This window comes from Stenotrophomonas sp. YJH_SMC_43 (genome assembly GCF_059372535.1).
Map to the genome: position 1 here is coordinate 432,156 of NZ_JCAFVQ010000002.1, position 23,004 is coordinate 455,159.

Annotated in this window: 18 protein-coding genes and 1 tRNA gene; 13 read left to right on the forward strand and 6 right to left on the reverse strand. The window is 66.0% G+C overall.

The window, feature by feature from the left end:
* Positions 1–5: 5 nt before the first annotated feature.
* Both AC5QAH_RS08315 and AC5QAH_RS08320 read right to left on the reverse strand, forming a co-directional pair.
* The gene (locus AC5QAH_RS08315) at positions 6–974 is read right to left on the reverse strand and encodes a DUF4880 domain-containing protein (protein ID WP_049482715.1); all 969 of its coding nucleotides are present in this window, start codon (positions 972–974) and stop codon (positions 6–8) included.
* Positions 971–1,480 (reverse strand): RNA polymerase sigma factor, encoded by a 510-nt coding sequence (locus AC5QAH_RS08320; RefSeq protein WP_029379863.1) that lies wholly within the window; start codon positions 1,478–1,480, stop codon positions 971–973. The genes AC5QAH_RS08315 and AC5QAH_RS08320 overlap by 4 nt, the downstream gene beginning before the upstream one ends.
* Positions 1,481–1,734: 254 nt before the next feature.
* Between AC5QAH_RS08320 and AC5QAH_RS08325 the strand changes: the two genes are divergently transcribed.
* The 4 genes from AC5QAH_RS08325 (at position 1,735) to AC5QAH_RS08340 (ending at position 6,462) form a co-directional block, all read left to right on the forward strand.
* Positions 1,735–4,605 (forward strand): autotransporter outer membrane beta-barrel domain-containing protein, encoded by a 2,871-nt coding sequence (locus tag AC5QAH_RS08325; RefSeq protein ID WP_313312160.1) that lies wholly within the window; start codon positions 1,735–1,737, stop codon positions 4,603–4,605.
* A 97-nt stretch (positions 4,606–4,702) separates the two neighbouring features.
* Complete coding sequence (locus tag AC5QAH_RS08330; protein WP_191850892.1) at positions 4,703–5,707, forward strand: 2-hydroxyacid dehydrogenase; 1,005 nt, start codon at positions 4,703–4,705, stop codon at positions 5,705–5,707.
* Positions 5,708–5,757: 50 nt separating this feature from the next.
* Positions 5,758–5,833, forward strand: a tRNA-Thr gene (locus tag AC5QAH_RS08335).
* Between the two features lie 194 nt (positions 5,834–6,027).
* Positions 6,028–6,462 (forward strand): putative periplasmic lipoprotein, encoded by a 435-nt coding sequence (locus AC5QAH_RS08340; protein WP_043396702.1) that lies wholly within the window; start codon positions 6,028–6,030, stop codon positions 6,460–6,462.
* Positions 6,463–6,580: 118 nt separating this feature from the next.
* On the opposite strand, the gene AC5QAH_RS08345 is transcribed toward AC5QAH_RS08340, so the two are convergent.
* A complete protein-coding gene (locus tag AC5QAH_RS08345) occupies positions 6,581–6,916 on the reverse strand; it encodes a hypothetical protein (protein WP_043396699.1) in 336 nt (111 codons plus the stop codon).
* Positions 6,917–6,929: 13 nt separating this feature from the next.
* On the reverse strand, positions 6,930–7,565 hold the full coding sequence (locus AC5QAH_RS08350) for a GyrI-like domain-containing protein (RefSeq protein WP_049482724.1): 636 nt from the start codon (positions 7,563–7,565) through the stop codon (positions 6,930–6,932).
* 351 nt (positions 7,566–7,916) lie between these two features.
* Here AC5QAH_RS08350 and cyoA point away from each other — a divergent pair, with 351 nt between their 5' ends.
* The 4 genes from cyoA to cyoD are packed head-to-tail and all read left to right on the forward strand — an operon-like array spanning position 7,917 to position 11,933.
* A complete protein-coding gene (gene cyoA, locus AC5QAH_RS08355) occupies positions 7,917–8,957 on the forward strand; it encodes a ubiquinol oxidase subunit II (protein WP_241873781.1) in 1,041 nt (346 codons plus the stop codon).
* A gap of 2 nt (positions 8,958–8,959) precedes the next feature.
* Positions 8,960–10,957: a cytochrome o ubiquinol oxidase subunit I gene (gene cyoB / locus AC5QAH_RS08360; protein ID WP_005408582.1), complete on the forward strand. Its 1,998-nt coding sequence runs from the start codon at positions 8,960–8,962 to the stop codon at positions 10,955–10,957.
* Entirely contained in the window at positions 10,954–11,592 is a 639-nt protein-coding gene (gene cyoC / locus AC5QAH_RS08365; RefSeq protein ID WP_005408583.1) for a cytochrome o ubiquinol oxidase subunit III, read from the forward strand. The genes cyoB and cyoC overlap by 4 nt, the downstream gene beginning before the upstream one ends.
* Positions 11,592–11,933, forward strand: a complete 342-nt coding sequence (gene cyoD / locus AC5QAH_RS08370) for a cytochrome o ubiquinol oxidase subunit IV (protein WP_005408584.1) — start codon at positions 11,592–11,594, stop codon at positions 11,931–11,933. Before cyoC ends, cyoD begins: the two co-directional genes overlap by 1 nt.
* A 137-nt stretch (positions 11,934–12,070) precedes the next feature.
* Here the strand turns inward: cyoD and AC5QAH_RS08375 are convergent, their stop codons facing one another.
* A complete protein-coding gene (locus AC5QAH_RS08375) occupies positions 12,071–14,128 on the reverse strand; it encodes a putative bifunctional diguanylate cyclase/phosphodiesterase (protein WP_010483277.1) in 2,058 nt (685 codons plus the stop codon).
* A 150-nt stretch (positions 14,129–14,278) separates the two neighbouring features.
* Between AC5QAH_RS08375 and radA the strand changes: the two genes are divergently transcribed.
* The 4 genes from radA to AC5QAH_RS08395 all read left to right on the forward strand — a co-directional run bounded on the left by radA (position 14,279) and on the right by AC5QAH_RS08395 (position 20,625).
* On the forward strand, positions 14,279–15,655 hold the full coding sequence (gene radA / locus AC5QAH_RS08380) for a DNA repair protein RadA (RefSeq protein ID WP_005408586.1): 1,377 nt from the start codon (positions 14,279–14,281) through the stop codon (positions 15,653–15,655).
* Between the two features lie 238 nt (positions 15,656–15,893).
* Positions 15,894–17,750 (forward strand): ATP-binding protein, encoded by a 1,857-nt coding sequence (locus AC5QAH_RS08385; RefSeq protein WP_241873782.1) that lies wholly within the window; start codon positions 15,894–15,896, stop codon positions 17,748–17,750.
* A gap of 48 nt (positions 17,751–17,798) precedes the next feature.
* The gene (locus AC5QAH_RS08390; protein ID WP_495232257.1) at positions 17,799–20,105 is read left to right on the forward strand and encodes a hypothetical protein; all 2,307 of its coding nucleotides are present in this window, start codon (positions 17,799–17,801) and stop codon (positions 20,103–20,105) included.
* Positions 20,106–20,166: 61 nt separating this feature from the next.
* On the forward strand, positions 20,167–20,625 hold the full coding sequence (locus tag AC5QAH_RS08395) for a YqhG/Tai3 family protein (protein ID WP_495232258.1): 459 nt from the start codon (positions 20,167–20,169) through the stop codon (positions 20,623–20,625).
* A gap of 41 nt (positions 20,626–20,666) precedes the next feature.
* On the opposite strand, the gene AC5QAH_RS08400 is transcribed toward AC5QAH_RS08395, so the two are convergent.
* Positions 20,667–21,461, reverse strand: coding sequence for a cytochrome C assembly family protein (locus AC5QAH_RS08400; RefSeq protein ID WP_071305681.1), 795 nt, complete (start codon positions 21,459–21,461; stop codon positions 20,667–20,669).
* A 122-nt stretch (positions 21,462–21,583) separates the two neighbouring features.
* On the opposite strand from AC5QAH_RS08400, the gene ffh reads away from it, so the two are divergent.
* Positions 21,584–22,960, forward strand: a complete 1,377-nt coding sequence (gene ffh, locus AC5QAH_RS08405; protein ID WP_010483267.1) for a signal recognition particle protein — start codon at positions 21,584–21,586, stop codon at positions 22,958–22,960.
* Positions 22,961–23,004 lie beyond the last annotated feature (44 nt).

Below are 23,004 nucleotides of genomic sequence, written 5' to 3' on the forward strand. Positions count from 1 at the left end.
TCTCCTCAGTAGGTGCGGCGCAGTTCCAGCGCGCCATCCGGACGCGTCTGGCCAGCCACGGACCAACCCAGTTCCAGCGCCGACAGCAGCTCCTGTGCATCACCGGCGCGGAAGGTGCCGCTTACAGCCAGGTCGGTGATCTCCGGATCGACGATCACCAGCGGCGTGCGGCCATAACGGTTCATGCGCTCGACCACGATCGACAGGGGCGTGGCATCGAACACCAGTTGCCCCCGCAGCCAGCCTTCAGCGGCTGCGTTGGACGAGAGGGCAGGGCCCGGCTGGATGCGGCCGGAGGGCAGTACCTGCAGCTGTTGGCCAGGCGCCAGCGTGTGCTGCGCTGCGCCGTTGCTGACTTCCACGGCACCTTCCAGCAGCGCGACCTCGACCAGGCCGTCGCGCAGGCGTTCCACCTGGAAGGTCGTGCCGATGTCACGGATCGTACTGTCGCCGGCGTGCAGTTTCAGCGCCTTGTTCGACGGTGCGACCTGCAGTTGCAGCCGGCCCCGCTCCAGCACCAGATCACGATGGCGCCAGCCGAAGCGGGCGCGGAGGGTGGTGCCGGCATCCAGCATGGCGACGCTGCCATCGGCCAGCGTCTGCTGCTGTGGCTGGTGCGAATCATTGGCGTAGACCTGCGGCGTCGGGTTGCCGTCGATGGCAACCATCCAGCCGATGCCGATCGCCATGCAGACACCGGCGGCAGCGGCCACGCCCGGCAGCCAGCGCCGGCGCGGCGGACGCGCCGCCCGTGCCGCGGCGGTGCGCAGCCAAGGGTCAGCCGCAAGCGCCGCACCCTGCTGGAACAGGGCTTCGGCCTGCACCCAGGCTTTGACGTGGGCCGGATCTTCGGCCAGCCAGTCCTCGAACGCCTCGCGTTCGACCGACGTGCAGTCCGGGGCTTCCAGGCGGGCTACCCAGGCGCTGGCGCGTTCAAACAGCTGTGCATCATCCCTGTGCGGGGTGCCACTCATTGGCCGTCCCTGTCGTTGTGCAGCGGATCCGATCCCAACTCCTGACGCAGGCCCTGCAGGGCCCGGGCGATATGTTTTTCCACGGTCTTGGCAGTAATTCCACAATGCCGCGCGATCTGCGTGTAGCTCATGCCGGTGATGCGGTTGAGCAGATAGACCTCGCGTGCGCGTTCGGGCAGCTTGAACAGGGCCTGCCGCAGCAGGGACAGCATCTGCCCTGACTCGGCCTGGCGCAATGGATCGGGCGAGGAACTGGACGGTTCGTCGCTGCCATCGTGTTCGGCCAGCGGCAGATGCGGCCGCGACTGCGGCGAGCGGCCGCGGTCTGCCAGGCGGTTGCGGGCGATACGATACAGCAGCAGGCGCAGTTCGTCCGGGCCCTGTGCGCGGTAGCGGATCAGCCGCTCCATGCAGTCCTGCGCGATATCCTCCGCATCCTCAGGCCCGACCCCCCGCGTGCGCAGGAACGCGCACAGCGGTGCGCGCTCTTCGCGTACGAACGCGATGAAGGCATCCGCAGGTGCGGGTAGCTCCGGCGCGCGATGGATCAGGGGAGACGGGGTGGACAGGGCTGGCCTCGACTGTCGGTGGCGAATGCGTCATCGAGTTTTACGCGACGATGACCGGATGGGGAAGAGTGTGCATCGATCGGATTCTCATTGTGAATGTATTCATTTTTCACGATCCGTTCCACTGGGGGAGATCACCCCACTGCGGCGTTGATCGTTCTACCCGCGTGTTGCGGGTGGAGAGAGAACACATGAAGTATTCGAAGTTGAGCCTGGCCCTGGCCGGGCTGATGGGCGTTGCCGCCATATCCGTGGTGGATGACGTCATGGCAATGAATTATCACGTGCAGGGCGATCGCATCTTCCTGAGTGGCGATGTGACCTACGCCGACGTGGTGTCCCTGCCGGCACTGCTGGCCAAGGCGCAGGCCGAAGGCCGGCCGGTCCGTGAGGTGGTGCTGCGCACGTCCAATGGTGGTGCGTTGATCGCCGGCGAGTGGCTGCAGGGCATCATCCGCACCTCCGGACTGAACACCATCGTGTCCGGCAATTGCATCTCGTCCTGCTCGATCATGCAGTCCGGTGGCGTCGAACGCTATCTGGCCGGCGATCTGCCGCTCATCGACTCGGTGCAGATCCACGCGGCCAGCAGCGGCGGCAAGGTGATCTACACGCCGTCGCCGCGCATGACCCAGATCTATACCGGCAACTACGGTGGTGGCATGGATGCCGGGCTGCTGCACAAGGCCATGTACGAAGTGGTGAAGCCGAACGGCCTGCTGGTGTTCCGCGATCCGGCACGCAGCACCGGTTCCTCGGTCACCTTCGACCCCGATGGCAGTGGCAGCAAGCTGGAGTCGTTCCCCGGCCAGGACATCTACAGCAACAGGATCATCACCGCGAGCGGGTACCGCGATCCGGGCGACACCTTGAATGTCACCGCCAACGTGACCGGCGACATCAACCCCGGCTACCTGCGTACCGGACGCCAGTTGCAGGCGTTCGTCGATGATGATTTCGCGCGCTGGAATACCGACTGGCGATCCACCTACATCAATCTCGCGCAGAGCATCTACAACGCATCCAGCAAGGGTCCGCAGGGCATCGGTGCGCTGTCGGTGCAGGGTTACCTCAGTGACCCGGACATCCAGGACCTGTTGCTGTCCAAGCTGCGGCTGGCTGATCTGGATGTCTCCACGCTGGACAACGCCATGGGCGTGATCCGGGTGACCAACGGCGCCACCTGGCGCACGTCCACGACGACGGGTGCGGATTTCATGCTGGTCGACAATGGCACCATCGCGCTGGAAGGCGGTGCCCTGCGCGCATCGGAAGTGCGCGTGCTCGGCGCAGGCATGCTGGTCGGCCATGGCGACGTGGCGGGTACGGCGATGGACCGCGCTGCATTGCTGGACGGCACCGGCCCGTCGTACCGCGAAGACGGTTTCAACCGCCTGCGCGTGTTCGGCACGCTGATGCCGCGCGGTGGCGACCTGGTCACCCATGGCTACGTCAACATCATGCCGGGCGGCAAGGTGCTGTTCGACGTTACAGAGAATGGTGGCACCACCGCCGGCCGCCTGCGCGTGGGCACCTTCTTCGATGACGAGCAGACCGAGGGGGCACTGGTGATCTCCAAGGGTGCCTTCCTCGAACTGAACGTGGCGCAGGGCTACTACGGCCAGGACTTCCGTCGTGACCTGGTTGAGGGCCCGATCTACCAGGGCGGCTTCGAAGAGGCCGTGCGCCTGGGCGACACCAGCTACAGCGCCAGCATCAGCGGTGATGTGTTCCGTCCCCGCCACAATTCGCTGTTGAGCTTCAACGTGAAGCAGACGGCCGATGGCCTGTGGCTGACCGCCAACCCGGGCTTTGACCAGCTGGGCCTGTTCGCCAACGGTACGTCCGGCGACGGCCTGGGCCGTGCGCTGGCGACTGCTTCCGATCGCCAGGACAAGGGACTGAAATCGCTGCTGGGCGCACTGCAGTTCGCCGACCGCGATGTGATCGCACAACAGGCCGGTGCCCTGCGCGGTGATGCGCACGCCAGCCTGCGCCTGGCCGACACCGCGCTGGTGGGCAGCATCGGCAACGTCGTGCAGCAGCACCAGTCGGCCATGCGCAGCGGCGGCGATGCCGATGGCCTGGCCTCGCAGGTGGCGCAGTCGGTCTCCTCCCAGCCGGGCATGCGCCATGGCAGCCTGTTCAACCAGCTGGCGATGCACCTGGTCGAGCCGGCGCCGGGCAGCGTTGCGGGTAGCGGTGATGCCGGACGCAGCCATGGCATCTGGGCACGTGGTTTCGCCAGCCATGGCCGCATCGATGCCGACGGTGGCGTGGCCGGCCTGAGCCACAACATCGGCGGCATCGTGGTCGGTGCCGACACCCGCGTGGCCGATGACCGCGTGACCCTGGGCGTAAGCGTGGCCGCGGCGGACATGTCGACCAAGGCCAGCGATGGCTCTGGTTTCACCGGTGATGTGCGCGCGCTGGACGTGGGCGGTTACCTCGATGCGACGTACGCGCGCGGCTATCTGTCGGCGGCCGTGCGCTACACCGATCTGCGGCATGACACCCGTCGCAGCATCGGCGGTATCGATGGCCTGCAGCAGCCCCTGCGCGCGAAGTACAGCAACGATGCGATCTCCGCGCGTGTTGAACATGCGTTCTCGTTCACCACCGGCAAGGGCCTGGTGATCCAGCCGTTGCTGCCGGTGGTGGACTACGCGCGTACTTCGGCCACCCGCTTCAACGAAGGGCAGGGCGCTGGTGCGCTGGTTGGCCGCAGTGGCAGCCTGGAGAGCATCCGCGTGGGTGCGGGCCTGCAGCTGTTCAAGACCTTTGAGGGCAACAACGGTGAGCGCATCACGCCGCGCGCCCGGGTGGTCTGGCAGAAGGAGCTGGGCGATTCGCAGGCCCGCTACAGCACCGGCTTCGCCGCGGCACCGGATCTGGTGTTCGGCGCCAGCAGCCAGGCGGTGGGCGAGCAGGTGCTGGCCTGGAACGTCGGCGTGACCAGTCGCGCCAGCGAGCGCCTGTCGATCATGGCCGACTACGTGGGTGAGCGCCGCGACGGGCAGATCCAGAACGGCGTGATGCTGGGCCTGGGCTACCGGTTCTAAATGGCACCCGGCACCGGCGATGACGGCATCGCCGGTGCCATCCCAACGCGGGCGCTGCTGCGGTATGGTCGGTATGGCATTCCACCCAGGCCCATCCATGCAGATCGCCGTCTTCAGTGCCCGTCCCTACGACCGCCGCTTCCTTGATGAGGCGAACCAGCGCGATGCGTCTGAGGACGGCTTTGCGTTCGTGTACTTCGATGTGGCGCTGGACGTGCATACGGCGGCGCTGGCGCAGGATTGCGCAGCCGTATGCGTGTTCGTCAACGACCGCCTGGATGCGCCGGTACTGCATGCCCTGCATGCGATGGGGGTGCGGGCCGTGCTGCTGCGCTGCGCAGGTTTCAACAACGTGGATCTGGCGGTTGCGGAAGCGCTGGATCTGTTCGTCGCACGCGTACCAGCCTATTCGCCTGAAGCCGTGGCCGAGCATGCGCTGGCGCTGGTGATGACCCTCAACCGGCAGACCCATCGCGCCTACAACCGGGTGCGCGAAGGCAACTTCATGCTCGATGGCCTGCTCGGGCGCACCCTGCATGGCCGCACCGTGGGCATCGTCGGTACCGGCAAGATCGGGCTGGCCACCGCGCGCATCTTCAGGGGCATGGGTTGCATCGTGCTGGGGCACGACCCGTACCCGTCGCCGGCCTTCGCCGGCGTGGGTGACATGGTTGGGCTGGATGAACTGCTGGCGCGCGCCGATATCGTGTCACTGCATTGCCCACTGACGCCCGATACCCAGCACCTGATCAACGACGCCTCGCTGGCGCGGATGAAGACCGGCGCGATGCTGGTCAACACCTCGCGCGGCGCGCTGGTCGATACCCATGCGGTGATCCGCGCGCTGAAGTCGCGGCGGCTGGGTCATCTGGCCATCGACGTCTACGAGCAGGAAAGCGCGCTGTTCTTCCAGGACCTGTCCGGCGAGATCATCGATGATGAGGCCTTCCAGCGCCTGATGACCTTCCCCAACGTGCTGGTGACCGGCCACCAGGGGTTCTTCACCGTAGATGCGCTGCAGGAGATCTCGGCAATCACGCTGGGGAACCTGCGGGATTTCGCCGAGGGGCGGGTGTGTTCGAACCGGGTGGAGGCGAGCTGAGCCGGGTGGATTGACCGCCGGGGCGCCCAGCCCGTAAAATCGCGGGCTCCGCCGGAATAGCTCAGTTGGTAGAGCGGCGCATTCGTAATGCGTAGGTCGCAGGTTCGACTCCTGTTTCCGGCACCAGTTGTAATGAAAAGCCCCGGCCTAGGTCGGGGCTTTTTGTTTGGGCTGTGCTGGCGCGGCCCGGCCCTGGCGGAAGCGTCCGATGGAACTGCAGGCATGTACTGGCTCAGTCGGGGTCATTACCATTGCCGTCGTGGATTGCTTGCGGCCCTGGGCTGGATCGGGCAAGTCAGTTTCAATCAACAGGGGGTGTCATGAAGAAGATCGTGGTGAGTCTGATGGCGTGCGTCGTTCTTGCCGGCTGTGCAACCCGTCAGATCAGCTCCGAACAGGCGCAACCGGTGCCTGCCGAGCGGGTTTTCGCCTTCAATGGGATAGGTGACAGTGCTTCCGGACAGGTAATCGTTACGCGCGACGTTGGCGCGGTTGGTGGGGCGTGCCCGCTTGCACTGTATATCGACGGCACCCTGGCAGCCCATCTGCAGCGGGGAGAGTCTGTCTCGCTGTCTGTTCCCTCCGGGAATCGCATTGTCAGCGCAATTTTCGCGGGCAAAGGGCTCTGTTCGTGGGGGGATGAATCGGCGCATAGGCGCGAGATTTCCCAAATGGTCACGGCGGGTGGCAGGACCAAGATCCGTCTCGCGTTGGCCCATGATGGCGTGATTCAGATCGGTCCGACCGCGTTCTAGGCGCGCTCCACGCAAGGCGAGCAGGTCCATCAACGGAACGCCCCAGCCCTTGCGCGGGCTTTCTGTTTCTGCCCAAGGGAAGGGGGCGGTCTGCAACGTCACCGATGGGAACACACCTTCATTTACGTCCAGCGATCACCGCGTCCCGCGCCAGCCACCACGCGAGCTGCCGGAGATAACCACCTGCTGCTCCCGCCGATGCGGCGATCAGCAGGCGTGCGAGCACTCTGGTTCCGCACGTGGCCCGCTCCCGCACCCAAGGCAGGACCGCCACCACCTGCGCAGCCAGCAGCAGCATCAGCACGTCCAGCCCCAGCGCATCCACGACCGGCAACAACGGCAGCAGATCCGGATTGCAGGCCAGCACGATCACCAGCGCGGCACCCAGCACGGCCATCAGGCGGCGCCCGGCGGGCAGGGTGGTCCAGTGCAGCAATCGGTTGATCAGGCGCATGGCATTCCTTGTCTCATATGCGGGAATCCTCATCAGGCCCGATCGGCCGCACCGGCTGTCGCAGCACGGTTTTCAACCGCGCTGCGTCGGTCCTGCGCGGGTCGCTCAGGTAGATCTCATGATGGGGGCCGGCAAAGGTGTATCCCAGTGCGGGCATCACTTCGTCATGCATCTGCGCCAGGGTGGGGCCTTCGTCGTCGTAGGCGCCCACGTGCAAGGTCTGCAGGCTTGGGCCCTCGGCAAGGATCTGATGGCGAAGGCTGGGTGGAGCCTCTCCCAGCTTCGTGCGCGCCTTGCTGATCGCGGCCTGCCACTGTGCAGGGTCGATGCCCTCGGGCGTGCGGATCATCACCGTCCAGACCCACTCATCCTTCCGCCGCGCGACGAAGCTGGCCGGGTCCTCGGCGCTCCACAGTGCTTCCAGCGGTGGCACCACGTAGTCCTGGCCCGTGGCCTTCAGTGCGAACTTCAGTGCATAGCTCACCGAATACAGCCACTGCACGGCCTGCAGGTAGGCGGGGGCCGTGTTCGGATCGCCGCGACCATCGACCATCACGTAGGGCAGGGGCGGCACATCGACCCGTACGAACTTGCCGGCGGGCGGTTGATACAGCGCCCGGTCGCGCTTCTTGAAGTCGATCCTGTCCACGGGCTTCCTCCTGCGCCGAGCATCCCACGCCAAGCACCCGCCAGCACGCCTGAACAGGTTCAGATGACTTTGCCGAACGAGGGCGGACCGCCGGCCAGCAACCGATGCTAGGATGCCGCCCTCGGGTGTTCTGCCCGCCGCGCCCGTGCGGTGCGACAACGTGTCGCAGCCAGAAACGGGCCTTTCCTGCGCTCGATCATTGTCAATGCCTTTCTTAAATGGTGGGTGACGGCCTAAAATTGAAAGGCTGACTCGACCCCACCTCCCTACCTGTCTTCCGGACCGGTGGGACCGGCTTTGGCCGGAACAGGCAGGGCGGGGAACGGCATTCCCTCGCAATTGGATCGACCGATGATTCCGTTGAAAACCCTTGGGCGCTGGTTGCGCCCGGGCCTGCTGCTGTCGTTGCTGGTGATGCTCACCGGCTGCGATGCCGTGGCCATCCTCAGTCCGAAGGGCCAGATCGGCCAGGATGAGAAGACCCTGCTGATCACGGCCACCGTGCTCATGCTGCTGGTCGTCATCCCGGTCATCATCATGACCCTGACCTTCGCGTGGAAGTATCGCGCCTCCAACACCAAGGCCCGTTACGAGCCGAAGTGGTCCCACTCGACGGCGATCGAGGTGGTGGTGTGGTCCATTCCCTGCATGATCGTGCTGGTGCTGGCGGTCCTGACCTGGCGTTCGTCGCACGCACTGGACCCGTACAAGCCGCTGGATTCGGACGTCAAGCCGGTCACCATCGAGGCGATCTCGCTGGACTGGAAGTGGCTGTTCATCTATCCGGAAGAGAAGGTGGCGGTCGTCAACGAAATCAAGTTCCCGGTCAACACGCCGCTGAACTTCAAGATCACGTCCGATTCGGTGATGAATGCCTTCTTCATCCCGCACCTGGGCAGCATGATCTACTCGATGGCTGCGATGGAGACCAAGCTCCATCTGATCGCCAACGAGACCGGTGAATTCCCGGGCATGTCCTCGCACTACAGCGGCGCGGGCTTCGCCAAGATGCACTTCACCGCCTACTCGGTCACCGATGCCGAATACCGCCAGTGGCTGGACCAGGTCCGTGCCGGCGAGCAGACCCTGGACAAGGCCTCGTTCAAGGCGCTGGGTGAAGCACGCAACGCCGAGTGGTACCCGGTCACCTACTTCGGCAAGACCGAAGAAGGCCTGTTCGACTGGGTCATCGCCAAGCACATGGGCGACAACAAGCACTACGGCATGAAGCACTCGCACGCTGGTGCCGCCGCTGCCGATGCCGCCAGCCATGAAGCGCACGAGGGCCATGCCCCCAGTGACGCACATGATTCCAAGGAATCGGGTGAAAACCTGGATACCAACGAACACGAACACGCGGGCCATGCCGGCCACGCGGGTTCGGGAGAATGAACATGTTGGGAAAACTCTCTCTTGAGTCGATCCCCCACGATCCAATCGTGCTGACCACCCTGGTCGGCGCGGTGCTGGGTGGCCTGGGCGTCATGGCCCTGATCACCAAGTTCAAGCTGTGGGGCTATCTGTGGAAGGAGTGGTTCACCTCGGTGGATCACAAGAAGATCGGCGTGATGTACCTCATCGTCGCCTTCGTCATGCTGCTGCGCGGTTTCTCCGACGCCATCATGATGCGTACCCAGCAGGCGCTCGCCGTCGGCGGGTCCGAGGGTTACCTGCCGCCGCACCACTACGACCAGATCTTCACCGCCCACGGCGTGATCATGATCTTCTTCGTGGCGATGCCGCTGATCACCGGCCTGATGAACCTGGCCGTGCCGCTGCAGATCGGTGCGCGCGACGTCGCGTTCCCGTTCGTCAACTCGCTCAGCTTCTGGCTGTTCGTGTCCGGTGCGGTACTGATCATGCTGTCGCTGTGGATCGGTGAGTTCGCCGCCACCGGCTGGCTGGCGTTCCCGCCGTTGTCGGGCATCGAATACAGTCCAAGCGTCGGCATGGACTACTACATCTGGGGTCTACAGGTCGCAGGCCTGGGTACCACGCTGAGCGGTATCAACTTCTTCATCACCATCCTGAAGATGCGTACCCCCAGCATGAAGCTGATGCAGATGCCGGTGTTCACCTGGACCGCCCTGGTGACCAACGTGCTGATCGTGGCTGCCTTCCCGGTGCTGACCATCACCCTGGTGCTGCTGACCCTGGACCGCTACCTGGGTACGCACTTCTTCACCAATGATGGTGGCGGCAACGCCATGCTGTACATCAACCTGATCTGGATCTGGGGTCACCCGGAGGTGTACATCCTGGTCCTGCCGGCGTTCGGTGTGTTCTCCGAAGTCATCGCGACCTTCTCGCGCAAGGCGCTGTTCGGCTACAAGGGCATGGTCTACGCCACCGCCTGCATCGGCGTGCTGTCGTTCATCGTGTGGCTGCACCACTTCTTCACCATGGGCTCGGGTGCCAACGTCAATGCCTTCTTCGGCATCACGACGATGATCATTTCGATCCCGACCGGCGTGAAGATCTTCAACTGGCTGTTCACCATGTTCCGCGGCCGCGTGCACTTCACCACCCCGGTGCTGTGGACCATCGGCTTCATGGTCACCTTCGTCATCGGCGGCATGACCGGCGTGATGCTGGCGATTCCGGCCATCGACTTCGTGCTGCACAACAGCCTGTTCCTGATCGCCCACTTCCACAACGTCATCATCGGCGGCGTGGTGTTCGGCATGTTCGCCGGCATCACCTACTGGTGGCCGAAGATGTTCGGCTTCCGCCTGAACGAGTTCTGGGGCAAGTGCGCGTTCTGGTGCTGGTTCATCGGCTTCTACGTGACCTTCATGCCGATGTACGTGCTGGGCTTCATGGGCATGACCCGCCGCCTGCAGAGCACGGTCAACCCGGCTTACGAGCCGCTGCTGCTGATCGCCGCCGCAGGTGCGTTCATCGTCGGTGCCGGCATCCTGTGCCAGATCATCCAGGTGGCCGTGTCGATCCGCGACCGCAAGAAGACCGTCGACCTGACCGGCGACCCGTGGGATGCCCGTACGCTGGAGTGGGAAACCTCTTCGCCGCCGGCCTTCTACAACTTCGGCACGCTGCCGGAAGTCACCGAGCTGGACGATTTCTGGGAGCGCAAGCAGCGTGGTGAAGCCTGGCCGAAGCCGGCCAAGTACACCGACATCCACATGCCGCGCAACACCGGCACGGGCGTTGTCATCGGTGCCTTCAGCCTGGTGTTCGGCTTCGCGATGATCTGGCACATCTGGTGGCTGGCCATCGTCGGCTTCGTCGGCATGATCGCCACGTTCATCTACCGCACCTTCGACCAGGACGTGGACTACTGGGTCCCGGCCGCCGAGGTGGAACGCATCGAGAACGAACACCGCAAGCACCTGGAAGCCCAGGGCCTGGTGAAGTCGGAGCTGAAGGCATGAGCACCAATACCTCGACCCTGAGCCACGGGCACGCCGCGCACGCGGCGGCCCATGGCCATGACGACCACGAGCACCACGACACCGGCGGCAATACCGTCTTCGGTTTCTGGGTGTATCTGATGAGCGACTGCCTCATCTTCGCCTCGCTGTTCGCCACCTACGTGGTGCTGGCGGGCGGTACCGATGGTGGCCCCACCGCGAAGGACCTGTTCGAACTGCCGTTCGTTGCATGGGAAACCGCGCTGCTGCTGACCTCCTCGCTGACCTTCGGCCTGGGCATGATCGCCATGCACCGCAAGCAGATGGGCCAGATGTACCTGTGGCTGGGCATCACCTGGCTGCTGGGCTTCGGCTTCATGTGCATGGAAGTGTGGGAGTTCCAGCACCTGATCCACCAGGGCTACGGTCCGGACCGCAGTGCCTTCCTGTCGGCGTTCTTTGCCCTGGTCGGTACCCACGGCCTGCACGTCAGCGCCGGCCTGCTGTGGCTGCTGGTAATGTTCGTGCAGCTGAAGAAGTACGGCCTGACCCCGACCAACAAGACCCGCATGGCGTGCCTGAGCCTGTTCTGGCACTTCCTGGACCTGATCTGGATCGGCGTGTTCTCCGTCGTCTACCTCAATGGAGCCCTGTAATGGCACATGACAACCATGCACACGACCACGGCACCGGCGGCGAAAGCCATGGCACCGTGAAGTCGTACCTGATCGGCTTCGTGCTGGCGGTGGTGCTGACCGTCATCCCGTTCTGGATGGTGATGTCGGGTGATTTCTCGCGCACCGTCAACGGTGTGGTGATCGCGATCACCGCGGTGCTGCAGATGCTGGTCCACCTGGTGTTCTTCCTGCACCTGGACCGCTCTTCGGAAAGCCGCTGGAACGTCAACGCTGCGGCCTTCACCGTGGTGGTGATCGGCATCATCGTGGTCGGCACCCTGTGGGTCATGCACAACATGAACGTGCACATGATGCACTGACGTCTTCGCGACGTTGTCACGCAGAAAGGCCGCCCTCGGGCGGCCTTTCTGTTTGCCGTGGGGGGGCGGCGAGGAACATCCACGCACGGCGTGGATCTACTGATGAGGTGGGTGCGGAGCTTGCTCCGCACATCGGCTCAGCCCACCCGGCGCAGAAATTCCTCGGCGTCCATCGGTCGGCCCAGGTGGTAGCCCTGCAACTGGTCGCAGCCCAGTTCGCTCAGGTACTCGCGCTGCGCCTGCGTCTCCACGCCTTCGGCCACCACCTGCAGCTGCAGGGTGCGTCCCAGCGCGATGATCGACGAGACGATGGCGGCGTCCTCTTCATTGCATTCCAGGTCATGCACGAACGCGCGGTCGATCTTCAGTTCGGTGGCCGGCATGCGTTTCAGGTACAGCAGGCTGGAATAGCCCGTGCCGAAGTCGTCGATGGCAATGTGCACGCCCATCGCGGTCAGGTCGTTGAGGATCGCCAGGCTGGCGTCGACGTCCTTCATCGCCGTGGTCTCGGTGATCTCCAGGGTCAGCCGCGCCGGCTCGATGTGGTGCCGTTCGAGCACCCCGCGCACGCTGTCCAGAAGGGCCGGGGAGGAGAACTGCAAGGGCGACAGGTTCACTGCCATCGACCATTCGGCATGTCCGGCATCGTGCCACGCACGCAACTGCGCACAGGCGCGGTCCAGCACCCAGTCGCCGATCGGCAGGATCAGGCCGCTGCGTTCGGCAATGGGGATGAACACGTCCGGCGCCAGCAGGCCCAGCTCCGGATGCTGCCAGCGCAGCAGCGCCTCGGCGCCGGTGGCTGGCGCGCCCGCGGCCGGGAACTTGGGCTGGTAATGCAGGATCAGTTCATTGCGCATCACGGCCTTGCGCAGGTCCTGCAGCAGGCGCAGCTGACGGTTGGCGCTGAGCTGCATCGAGGGGGTGAAGAACGTATAGCCGTTCCGCCCGGTTTCCTTGGTGTGGTACATCGCAGCGTCGGCGTGTGCCATCAGCTCGCGCTCGTTGCCGGCGTCATCCGGGTACAGGGCGATGCCCAGGCTTGCGCTGACCTGCAGCTCGGCTGCATCCAGCAGGAACGGTTCGCCAGCCGCCGCGATGATCCGCTCGGCCACCACCACCGCATCGTCGGGAATATCGATGGCCAGCACGATCACGAACTCGTCGCCGCCGAGGCGGGCGAAGGTGTCCTGCGGACGCAGCAGGCCGCCGATACGCTGCGCCACCGCCACCAGCAGGCGGTCGCCCAGCTGGTGCCCGTAGGCATCGTTGACCGCCTTGAAGCCGTCCAGGTCGCAGAACATCACCGCCACCGCATGGTTGCGGCGCCGCGCCTTCTCGATGGCCTGCTCGATGCGGTCCTGCAGCAGCATGCGGTTGGGCAGCTGGGTCAATGGGTCGTGCAGGGCGGCCTGGATCAGCTTGTTGTTGGCATGCGCCAGCGAATCGGCCAGCAGGCCGGTGCGCACGCGCATCTGCCGGTCGAACAGCGAGGCGACCAGGGCGATACCCAGCGTGGCCACGGTGGTGACGATCACCAGCACCGCCAGCCAGCGCGTGTCGATGCCACCGCTGCCGACCGCGCCGCAGATGCTGCCCTCCGGGAAGCGCGCCGCGGCCATGCCGGTGTAGTGCATGCCGACGATGGCCAGGCCCATCACCAGCGAGGCCAGTGCGCGCAGGCGCATGGTGTTGCGCTGCTCGGCACGCAGGCGGAATGCGATCCACAGCGCAGCACCGGCGGCGCCGATGGCCACCGCAATGGAGGCGGCGAACCAGCCCGGGTGATAGTCGATGCCCGGCTGCATGCGCATCGCGGCCATGCCGAGGTAGTGCATCGTGGCAATGCCCAGGCCCATCAGCACGGCGCCGGCCAGCAGCCGTCGCCAGGGCAGGCTGGGCCGCGACACCAGCCACAGCGCATAGGCAGAGGCGCCGATCGACACGGCCAGCGAGTAGAGGGTGATGCCGAGGTCGTAGCCGACCGGGATCGGCAGGTCGAAGGCCAGCATGCCGATGAAATGCATCGACCAGATACCCAGGCCCATCGCCGCTGCACCGCCGGCCAGCCACCAGCGGGCCACGCGGCCCTCGGCCGTGGCCAGGCGGCCGGCCATGTCCAGCGCCGTGTACGAAGCAAGAATGGCCACCAGCAGGGAGATGGCGACCAGGCTCTGACTGTAACTGCCAGTCATGTTGAATCCAGAGGGGGAGGGAGGGGGCGCCCGCAAGGCGCACGCCCGCGACAGCTATCGGCGCGGGGGGGCGGGACTTGAGCGGTCGCAGCACCTGCGACCCGGCTCGGCTATCCTGCCACGCCTGTTCCCGTTGCTGGAAATCATCCAATGGCAAAAGCCCGCACCGCCTACGTCTGCAATGAATGCGGCGCCGAATTCAGCAAGTGGCAGGGCCAGTGCACCGAGTGCAACGCCTGGAACTCGCTGTCGGAAATCGTGCTGGAGAGCGCGGCGGCGGCCAAGGCGCCGGCGTCGCGCCGGGCCGGCTGGGCGGGCAAGATCGACCCGCCGAAGATCACCGCGCTGAAGGACGTGGAGCAGACCGAGCACCGCCGGGTCAGCACCGGCATCGGCGAGTTCGACCGCGTGCTCGGCGGCGGCCTGGTCGAAGGCGCGGTGGTGCTGGTCGGTGGCGACCCCGGCATCGGCAAGTCGACCCTGCTGCTGCAGGCGGTGGCGAAGATGGCGGCTGAATTGCCGGTGCTGTACGTCACCGGCGAGGAGTCGCTGGCGCAGGTGGCTGGCCGCGCGCATCGCCTGGAGCTGCCGCTGGATGGCGTCAATGCGCTGGCCGAGACCGGCGTCGAGTCGATCCTGCAGCATGCCTCCAGGGCTGGACCGCGGCTGATCGTGGCCGATTCCGTGCAGACCCTGTGGACCGAGAGCCTGACCGCCGCGCCGGGCTCGGTCAGCCAGGTACGCGAGAGTGCTGCGCGGCTGGTGCGCTTCGCCAAGGAAACCGGCACCGCCGTGTTCCTGGTCGGTCACGTGACCAAGGAGGGCGGCATCGCCGGCCCGCGCGTGCTCGAACACATGGTCGATGCGGTGCTGTATTTCGAAGGCGAGAGCGGCAGCCGCTTCCGCCTGCTGCGCGCCTTCAAGAACCGCTTCGGTGCAGTCAACGAGCTGGGCGTGTTCGCGATGGGCGACAAGGGCCTGAAGGAGGTCTCCAACCCATCGGCGATCTTCCTGTCCGGTGGCAGCACCCATCAACCGGGCAGTTGCGTGATGGTCACCCGCGAGGGCACCCGGCCGCTGCTGGTGGAGGTGCAGGCGCTGGTTGATGCGTCGCCGCTGTCGAACCCGCGCCGTGTCGCGGTTGGCCTGGAGCAGAACCGGCTGGCCATGCTGCTGGCGGTGCTGCATCGCCACGGCGGTGTGCTGGTCGGCGATCAGGATGTGTTCGTCAACGTGGTCGGGGGCATCCGCGTGCAGGAGACCGCGGCCGACCTGCCGGTACTGCTGGCCGTACTGTCCTCGTTGCAGGACCGCCCGCTGGCGGAGAAGACGATTGCTTTCGGCGAAGTCGGCCTGTCCGGCGAGATCCGCCCGGTGCCCAATGGCGAAGACCGCCTGCGCGAGGCGGCCACCCATGGCTTCAAGCGCGCCATCGTGCCCAAGGCCAATGCGCCGAAGGGCGGTTCGGTGAAAGGCATGGAAGTGATCGCGGTGGAGCGCCTGTCCGAGGCCATCGACGCGGCGTGATGCCAGCACTGTAGAGCCGAGCCCACGCCCGGCTGCTTTCTGTAGCGTCGAGCCATGTCGACGGGTGGTCGAACAGCAGCCGAGCATGGCTCGACGCTACAAAGAGCGAACAGCAGCCGAGCATCGGCTCGGCTCTACACATGTCCAATGCAGCAACGGTCAGCTTCCCTGTGCTAGTTTTTCCCGCTCGACGAAGACGCCCTCTGGCGTCTTTCCGTGCCCAGGAGTAAACGATTACATGCAGGACACCGCGCTCACCGCCCCCAACGCCGAAATCCGTCGCGCCGGGGTCGATCTCAATGGACTGATGACGGTGCTGGGCAAGCACCTGTATTCCACCCCGGTGGTGGCGCTGCGGGAGCTGGTGCAGAACGCGCACGATTCGATCATCCGTCGCCGCATCGAACAGCCCGGCATCGAAGTGCCTTCGCGCATTTCGGTGCAGGTCGATGCCGCCGCTGGCGTACTGCGCATCACCGACACCGGTGCCGGCCTGACCCGCCAGGAAATCCACGATTACCTGGCCACCGTCGGCGTCGGCTACACCCGTGGCCTGCGCCAGGGCGGCGAGGACGATGAAGGCCTGATCGGCATGTTCGGCCTCGGTTTCCTGTCGGCCTTCGTGCTGGCGCGCCGGGTCAGCGTGCGTACCACCTCGTACCAGACGCCGGAACTGGGTCACCTGTACGTGTCCAGCAATGCCGAGCAGTACACCGTCAGTGAGGTGCCGGCACGTGCGATCGGTACCGAGGTGGAACTGGAGCTGCATCCGGATTTCCTGCCGCTGGCCAACGAAGCGCGCCTGCACGAGGTGCTGGGCCGTTACTGTGCGCTGCTGTCCGAGCCGATCTTCATCGGCGCTGCGGGCGAGGCGCTCAATCCCGAGCCGCCGCCGTGGCGTGGGCAGGGGGATGTTGCTCTGCATCCGGTGCAGGCGCGCCGCCAGGCGCTGCAGTTCGCAGCGCGCTTCGAGCATGATTTCGAGCCGATCGTCACCGTGCCGTTGCGTGCCGATGGCAACAGCGATGCCACCGGCCTGCTGTGGGTGCAGGACGGCGCTACCTACGGCACCAGCGACAACCGCAACCTGTCGGTGTTCGTGCGCGGCATGCTGTTGGATGACGATGCGCGCGACCTGCTGCCGCCCTGGGCTGGGTTCATTGGCGGGGTGATCGAATCCTCGCGGCTGACGCCTACCGCCAGCCGCGAAGATCTGCAGCGCGACGACCAGTACCGCGCCGTGCAGCATGCGCTGCTGGAAGCGCTGATTGATGGCCTGGCCGACGTCGCGCGGCAGCAGCCGGAGGCCTGGCGACGCGTTCTCACGCGCCACAATGAGGCCTTGCTGGGCGCAGCGCTGTGCGATGATCGCCTGTTCGACCTGTTGCTGGAGCACGTGCGCGTGCCGACCTCGCAGGGCGACCTGCCGGCCAGTGCGCTGCCCGCACGTGGCGCCGTGCACGTGATCCTCGACAACGGCGGCGGCTTCGAGGAAATGCTGTTCCGCGCGATGGGCGTGCCGGTCGCGCACGGCCATCGCTATGCGGTGGTGCCGTTCCTGCGCCGTTGGGCCCAGGCCAAGGGCCTGCGCTTGGTTGAATTGGGGACCGAACAGGGCAACCGTGCACTGTTCCGCAGCGATGACAGCCTCGACGAGGCGCAGCTGGCATGGCTGCGCGAGCAGCTCGGTGATGGCGAACAGCTGCTGCCGGCACGCTTCAGCCCCGAGTCGCTGCCGGTGGTGGTGGTGCCCGACCGCGAAGCCGAGCTGAAGCAGCGCCTGGAAGACGACGAGAACGACAAGCGCGTTTCGATGGCCGCGCTGCGCCTGGCCCGGCAGTTCACCGCGCGCATCGAATCGCGCGCACCGTCGCGGCTGTACCTCAACCTCGACAACCCGGCCGTGCAGGCGCTGTTGCGCGCCCAGCGCGAGGGGCATCCACAGGCCGAAGCCGCAGCCCGCCTGCTGCGCTCACTGAAGATCATCGTCGCCGCGCAGGGCCGCCCGCTGGCACGCGCGAACCCTACGCCCGGCCCGGATCTCAACGGCGCCTTTACCGATATCGCCGGTGCCCTGCAGCAGATGCTGCGCTGAGCACCGTACCTTCTCATCCAGCCTTCGCTAGACAGGAGCACTTACCCCATGGACATCTGGAACTGGGTCGAAAAACTGCAGGGTGACCTGCGCCAGGCGGGCCAGGCGCAGAACGCGCACCTGCTGAACCGTCTCGCCGACGAGGTGAGCGAACTGCGTGTCGACCGCGTCGACGCGCTGCTGCCTGAAGCGCGTGCGCTGGGCAAGGCGCTGGACAACCCGTGGGTCGACGTCTACGTCGGCCACTGGGCGCTGCGCAATCGCGTCGGCAACCGCGTCGAAGGCGAAAGCGCGCTGGGCGAAGCCGTGGCGCTGTTCGAGCGTGCGCATCGTGAGGACACGATGGAGTGCCCGCAGTCGATCTGCGTGACCCAGGATCTGGCTGCCTGCTACGGCAACATCGATGGCCCGGGCTGGGTTCCCGAACGTGTCGAGGTGTGCGATGAAACGCTTGCACGCATCGATCCAAGCTGGGCCTGCTTCCAGTGCCTGAGCTGCGAAAAGGCCGATGCGCTGCTGGATGATGGCCGCGGCCAGGATGCGCTGGATTACCTGCAGGTGCAGTCGGATGCGATCGAGGCCTGCGGCAAGGAAGTGTTCGACAGCTTCCCGGAAATGCAGATCAAGATCCTGCTGGGCATGGGCCGCGCCGAAGAAGCGCTGTTGCTGATCGAGAAGCGAGAGGCCGAAGTGGCCGCGTCCGGCGAGTACGAGCCGGCCAACTGCACGGTGCCGCGCCGCCTGTCCAAGGCATGGGCGCTGGCCCAGCTGGGCCGCGACGAAGAGGCCGTGCAGCAGCTGGTGCCGTGGAGCGAACTGACGCCTACCTACTGGCGACTGTGGGCGAACACGGCCGCAGCGCTGTGCCGGCGCGATCCTGCACGCAATACCTGGGATCTGGGCACGCGCTTCAACACCGTCATCGAACATTTTGCCGAGGTTGGCTCGCACCGCCTGCTGATCGAAGTTGCTGCGCTGAGCCTTGAACTGGCGCTGCAGCGAGGTGCACGCTGGGTGGCATTGCGCCAGCTGGAACTGGCGCGTACCCATCTGGCGCAGCTGCGCCAGGACCGTGGTGCGGCAGCATTGGTGGCCGACCTGGCCGGGCGTATCGATGCATTGCCTGACGTTGCGCCGCTGCCGGTGCCGGCCAGCGAACTGCTGGCTTGGCTGAACGAGCAGGGGGAGCAGAACCAGTCGCGCGATCCGGAGCGCGAGGCCCAGTGGCTGCTGCAGGCACAGGCGCAGCTGCCCGATGACGAGGCGCTGGCTGAGATGGCTGCCTCGGCATTGAGCGCCTGTGGTGCGCAGGCGGAAGCGCGCGCATTGCTGTGGCGATTCGTGCGCGCACACGATCAGGATGATGGCCCGGCCGCCTACACGCTGATGCGCTGGCTGACCGAGCAGGGCGACGACGAGGGCCTGCGTCAGCTGGCCGGGATCTACCGTGGCAGCGTGCCGGTGTTCGCGCACTGGTGCGAGGTGCAGCGTGCACGTCGCGTGTCCGATTGGCCGGCGCTGGAGCAGGCCGCGCAGGCGCTGCTGGCCGCCTCGCCGGGTTCGCACGGCGCGCGGGGCATGCTGGCGCGCATGTACATGGAAACCGGCCGTTTCCGTGAAGCACAGGCCTGCTATGCGCAGCTGGTGGAGCTGCTGGAGGAACCCAACGCCGCGCACTGGGACCACATGAGTGCGGCCAGCGCGGCACGCGACTGGGATGCGGTGCGCCGCTCGGCGGCGGCGATCGGCATGGAGTTGTCCAGCCAGGATGGCGTGGTCGAGGAGCCGTGGGGCTGGGTGATCATCCGCAGTGAAGAGAATGGCGAGCCGATGGAGTACTACGCCCGTCGCAGTGGCCCGGTGACCGCACGCATCGTCGAGAACGCACCGGCCAACCGTGCCCAGCAGGTCGGCGACTGGGTGGTGTTTGATGCCGCGCTGGTACATCCGGCACCGGAGGAGGAGGAAGCGCGCGAGCATTTCATCCCGACCTATGCGCAGGTGCACGTGCTGGAACGCGGTGGTTTCGCCCGCAGCTGGCTGATCGACGGCGCTCACCCCGGCGAGGAGGCGTGGAATGCCTTTGTTGAAGCTGCCGAGGCGCAGGGCTGGCAGGTGTGGTCGCACAGCCGTGCGGACTACACCGTGACCGATCCGGATATGGAGGAGGGCACGCTGCCGGGCCTGCTGTTCACGGTCGCCCAGCCGCAGGATCATGCGCCGTTGACGCTGCACCGTTTCCTGCAGCAGCAGACCGCAACGTGGCCGCACCCGCATTGCTGGCTGCGCCTGGCCGAGGCCTGCGACCAGGATCGCCAGCCGCATCTGGATGTGATCGAGCGTTACGGGTTGTAAGTAGAGCCGAGCATGGGCTCGGCTCTACAACAGATCGCCATCACGACCAAAGGGATTGGACATGCGAAAGACAGGGATGTTGATGATTGCCGGCCTGCTGCTGGCGCCCGCCGCACAGGCCGCGCCCACCTGCCCGGAGCCTGCCGCTGTGGCCCGCGCGTTCTACGAGGCGACGACGGGCGATGGCGACCTGCTGGAACCGCCGCCCGCGCTGGTCAGCCCCGGCTTCGGCAAGGCCCTGCGCGGCGAGCGCGCCTGCCAGCAGCGCGAAGAGGGCATCTGCACGATCGATTCCGATCCGTGGCTGGATGCGCAGGACGGCGACATCGAAACCCCTGTGCGTTACAGCTGGAAAGAGGCGTCGGCCACCGCCGGCGAGGTTGAGATGCGCTATTCGGTTTGGAAGAAGGCCTACGTGACCCGTCTATCGATGGTGCGCCAGGGGCAGGGCTGCTGGCAGGTCGATGACATCCTCACCAACAGCGGCCGTTCGGTGCGGAAGATCCTGGCCCAGCCTTGACGTTAGCGCCGGTGGCTGCCGACCGTTGGTCGGCACACCGCCTATCGCGAATGCCCGAACACCAGCTCGATCACGAACTGGCTGCCGAAGAACGCCAGCAGCAGCAACAGCATCGCCGCCAGCGTCCAGTGCACCGCCTTCATGCCGCGCCAGCCGTAGCGGCGGCGGCCGATCAGCAGCACGCCGAACACGATCCACGACAGCACGCTCAGCACGGTCTTGTGTACCAGCTTCTGTGCCAGCAGGTCGTCGACGAACAGCACGCCGGTGACCAGGGTCAGGGTCAGCAGCGCGAAGCCGACGGTGATCACCCGGAACAGCAGCGATTCCAGGTCGGCCAGCGGCGGCAGCGCCCGCAGCCACGGGCGGAACTCGCGGCGGCGCAGTGCGCGCTCCTGCAGCCACAGCATGATCGCCAGCAGCGCGGCGATGCTCAGCGTGGCGTAGGCCAGCAGCGCCAGCCAGGCGTGGCTGGCCAGGCGCCAGCCCAGCACCTTGCTCGGTTCGTGGCCGTAGCCGTGGTAGGCCAGCAGCAGTACTGCGGCCAGCGGGAACACCACCACGCCCAGTGCCGACATCCGCCCGCGCGCGCCCACCAGCGAGGTCAGCCAGGCCATGCCCAGGCCGACCAGCGACAGCGCGGCGAAGAAGTGCATGTCCGGCCCACCGTTGGTACGCATCGCCACCATCACGTGGTAGCCGCCATGCAGCAGCATCGCCGGCAGGGCCGGCCACAGCCAGGTGGGGGAGCCGGAGGTTTCATCGCGGCCGAGCGCGCGCACCAGCAGGGCACTGGCAGCCAGGTAGAGCAGGACGGCGATGAGAACGATTGTCATCGTTGCAGTTTCGCATACCCCTGCGGTGGTGGCGACGGCCCCGTGGCCGCAGTCCGGGGAGACAGTCGGACCCGTTATACTGTCTGCCTTATTGTCCCCCGCTTTCAGACAGGTTGCGCCGCATGTTCGAGTCCCTGACCCAGCGCCTTTCCGGCACCATCGAGCGCCTGCGTGGCCGTGGCCGCCTGACCGAGGAGAACATCCGCGAGGCGACCCGCGAAGTGCGCATCGCGCTGCTCGAGGCCGACGTTGCGTTGCCGGTGGTGCAGGCCCTGATCGAGCGCATCAAGGTGCGTGCGGTCGGCCAGGAAGTGCTGAAGTCGCTGACCCCGGGCCAGGCGCTGATCAAGGTCGTGCGCGACGAGCTGACCGCGGTGATGGGCGCCGAAGCCAGCGACCTGAACCTCAATGTGCCCGCGCCGGCCATCATCCTGATGGCGGGCCTGCAGGGCGCCGGCAAGACCACCACGGTGGGCAAGCTGGCCAAGCACCTGAAGGAAAAGCGCAAGAAGAAGGTGATGGTGGTCTCGGCCGACGTCTACCGTCCGGCCGCGATCGAACAGCTGAAGACCCTGGCCGAGCAGGTCGGCGTGCTGTTCTTCCCGTCCAGTGCCGACCAGAAGCCGGAAGCCATCGTCCGTGCCGCCATCGACGACGCGCGCAAGTCGTTCGTCGACGTGCTGCTGGTCGATACCGCCGGCCGCCTGGCCATCGACGAAGCGATGATGGCCGAGATCAAGGCCCTGCACGCGGCGGTGAACCCGGCCGAAACCCTGTTCGTGGTCGACGCCATGACCGGCCAGGACGCGGCCAACACCGCCAAGGCCTTCGGCGACGCCCTGCCGCTGACCGGCGTGGTGCTGACCAAGACCGACGGTGACGCCCGTGGCGGTGCCGCACTGAGCGTGCGCTACATCACCGGCAAGCCGATCAAGTTCGTCGGTGTCAGCGAAAAGCCGGAAGGCCTGGACGTGTTCCACCCGGACCGTATCGCCAGCCGCATCCTCGACATGGGCGATGTGCTGTCGCTGGTCGAGCAGGTCGAACAGCAGGTCGACAAGGACAAGGCCGCCAAGCTGGCCGAGAAGGTCGCCAAGGGCAAGAAGTTCGACCTGAACGACATGCGTGACCAGCTCGAGCAGATGCAGAACATGGGCGGCATCGGCGGCCTGATGGACAAGCTGCCGGGCCTGGGCAACATCCCCGACCATCTGAAGCAGCAGGTCAGCCAGGGCAAGGAAGTGCCGCGCATGATCGCCATCATCAACTCGATGACCAAGAAGGAACGGCGCAATCCGAACCTGCTGAACGGCTCGCGCCGCGCGCGCATCGCCAAGGGCTCGGGCGTGACTCCGGCCGACGTCAACAAGCTGATGAAGCAGTACATGCAGATGGAAAAGATGATGAGCAAGATGGCTGGCGGCGGCATGAAGGGCATGCTGCGCAGCATGAAGGGCATGATGGGCGCCATGGGCGGCCGCGGCATGCCGTTCCGTTGATGCAGCGACGGGGCCGGCGCGCATTGCGACGCGGCCCCGGTCAC